This window comes from Anaerorhabdus sp. (assembly GCF_036657415.1).
Lineage (GTDB): Bacteria > Bacillota_I > Bacilli_A > Erysipelotrichales > Erysipelotrichaceae > Anaerorhabdus.
Genome location: NZ_JAVXGL010000130.1, coordinates 801 through 3,592 on the forward strand (window position 1 = coordinate 801; position 2,792 = coordinate 3,592).

The window sequence follows — 2,792 nt, forward strand, 5'->3', positions numbered from 1 at the left end:
TACTTCGATAAAACATTACCAGAATGGATGGGTACATTCTCTGGTTCATCCTTTGTGGTCATCGTTGGATTCTTTGTTTTAATACCAGTCGCTTTATTATCCGCAGCATTTTGGCCATTAGTACAAAATGGAATGCGTTTATTTCAAGGCTTTATATCAAGTGCAGGTAGCTTAGGGGTTTGGATATTTATTTTTATGGAACGTATCTTAATTCCATTTGGACTTCATCACTTGTTATATTTCCCATTCTTTTATGATTCAGCTATCGTAAACGGAGGAATATTCTCAACATGGGCAAATCAACTTCCAGCACTCGCTGCGAGTAGTGAACCTTTAAAGGAATTAGCACCTTATGCATGGCCAACACTAACTGGACTTTCTAAAATATTTGGATGTCCAGGAATAGCACTCGCATTCTATGCAACAGCTAAAAAAAGCAAGAAAACAAAAATTGCAGGATTATTAATACCAATCACACTGACTGCAATTGTCTGTGGGGTTACAGAACCAATAGAGTTTACATTCTTATTTATTGCTCCAGTACTATTTGTAGTACATGCGTTGTTAGCCGCAACACTTGCTACGATTGCTAATATGTTAGGCGTAGTTGGAGTTCTATCAGGAGGTTTAATTGAAATGTCTGCTTTAAATTTCATTCCTCTAATGGCAGCACACTGGCAAACTTATTTAACTTTGTTAATAGTAGGATTGATATTTACAGGTATTTACTTTGTTGTATTCCGTTACTTGATCTTGAAATTTGATTTTAAAACACCAGGACGTGAAGATGATGAGGAAGAAATAACCTTTAATACCAAAGCAGATTTTAAAGAAAAGCAAGCTGTAGGCAACAGCATAGCAACAGAAATATTAATTGCTTTAGGTGGAAAAGCAAATATTGAAGATGTTACCAATTGTGCAACTCGTTTAAGAGTGAATGTAATAGATGAAACACTAGTAAAAGATGATAAATACTTTAAAACAATAGGAACCCATGGTTTAAAAGCAACAAAGAGGAATATTCAGGTAATTGTAGGATTATCCGTACCAAAAGTAAGAGAAGAATTTGAATCGTTACTATAAACGAAAGTAGGTAAACCATATGAAGAAGTTAAAAATAAACACGAAGGTTAATAAAGGGATGCATCGATATTTTCTAATCACAGAGCTTTTCTTGGCTATCACTCCAATTATTTGTTATTTCTATGTATCAATGTTGGCACTAAATCTTCATGTGACCTTTCAAGATATGCTAGTAAAGGATCCAAACATTACGATTATATTTTTAATCGCTATGATCAATCCTTATATAGCTTACTTGATTCATCTCATATATAAGAAGTTGGAAACAAAGGATACAACGTTTGTACTTATTAATATGTTCTTCTTATTAATAGCCCAACTCTTAACGATGAATGTGTTCTATTTTATGATGCTACTTTATGTGTTTTATAAAGCTATCAATTATTACCATGTAGATGTAAAAAAAGCATGGAAATCTATCACAATAAAACAATCGTTTTATTGTGGTGGAGGTAGCTTCTTAGTAATTATGTTAAGTTCAGTATGTTTATATTCAACCATTAGATTAATGTAAAAATAGGAGGAATTTAAAAATGGAAAAGAATTATTCAATTACAATCGCAGGTGGAGGTAGTACTTTCACACCAGGAATTTGTTTATTATTATTAGATCATATGGAACGTTTCCCAGTTCGTAAAATTACATTCTACGACAACAACAAAGAACGCCAAGAAACGATCGCAAAAGCTTGTGAAATTTATATGAAAGACAATGCTCCAGACGTAGCATTTAACTATACAACAGATCCTGAAACAGCCTTCAGTGATGTTGACTTTGTTATGTGCCATATTCGTGTTGGATTATATGCAATGCGTGAAAAAGATGAAAAGATTCCTTTAAAATATGGTGTACTAGGACAAGAAACTTGTGGTGCTGGTGGAATTGCTTATGGAATGCGTTCAATTGGTGGAGTATTAGAAGTATTAGATTATATGGAAAAATATTCACCTAATGCGTGGATGTTGAACTACTCTAATCCAGCTGCTATTGTTGCAGAAGCAACAAGACGTTTACGTCCTAATTCTCATATCTTAAATATTTGTGATATGCCAATTGACTTAGAAGAAAAAATGGCAAATATGATTGGATTAAAATCAAGAAAAGAAATGTCTGTAGGTTATTACGGTTTAAACCACTTTGGATGGTGGCACAAGATTGAAGATAAGGCAGGAAATGATTTAATGCCTGAAATCAAAAAACATATAGCTGCTAATGGATTTGCGGATGCTTTATCAGGAACAAATCAACATGTTGAACAAAGTTGGATTGAAACATTTTCTAAAGCAAAAGATGTATATGCCTTAGATCCTACTACAATTCCTAATACGTATTTGAAGTATTATTTATACCCTGACTATGTTGTAGAACATTCTGATATTAACCATACACGTGCAAATGAAGTAATGGAACATCGTGAAAAAAATATTTTTGCTGCTTGCAGAGATATAATTGCTAAGGGAACTAGTGTAGGATCTGCATTTGAACCCGATGCTCATGCTGAATATATTGTTGACTTAGCTTGTGCTATCGCAAAAAACACCAAAGAAAAAATGTTATTAATTGTACCAAATGAAGGAGCGATTGAAAACTTTGATAGAACAGCAATGGTGGAAATCCCTTGTATTGTTGGTAAAAATGGCTATGAAAGAATTGTTCAGGGAGCAATTCCACAATTCCAAAAGGGATTAATGGAACAACAAGTATCTGTC

The 2,792-nt window shown here is 33.5% G+C and carries 3 protein-coding genes; all 3 read left to right on the forward strand.

The window, feature by feature from the left end:
* A partial coding sequence (locus RSB60_RS11220; RefSeq protein ID WP_332616411.1) for a PTS transporter subunit EIIC occupies positions 1–1,083 on the forward strand: 1,083 nt, incomplete at its 5' end.
* A gap of 19 nt (positions 1,084–1,102) precedes the next feature.
* Positions 1,103–1,597 carry a hypothetical protein gene (locus tag RSB60_RS11225; RefSeq protein ID WP_332616413.1) on the forward strand — a complete coding sequence of 165 codons (495 nt, stop codon included), beginning with the start codon at positions 1,103–1,105 and terminating at the stop codon, positions 1,595–1,597.
* A 19-nt stretch (positions 1,598–1,616) separates the two neighbouring features.
* Positions 1,617–2,792 (forward strand): family 4 glycosyl hydrolase (locus tag RSB60_RS11230; RefSeq protein ID WP_332616415.1); only part of this gene is annotated, 1,176 nt, incomplete at its 3' end.

Excerpts from the sequence above, each read along its gene's own strand:
- RSB60_RS11225 (WP_332616413.1), top strand. The coding sequence starts at position 1,103 with ATGAAGAAGTTAAAAATAAACACGAAGGTTAATAAAGGGATGCATCGA.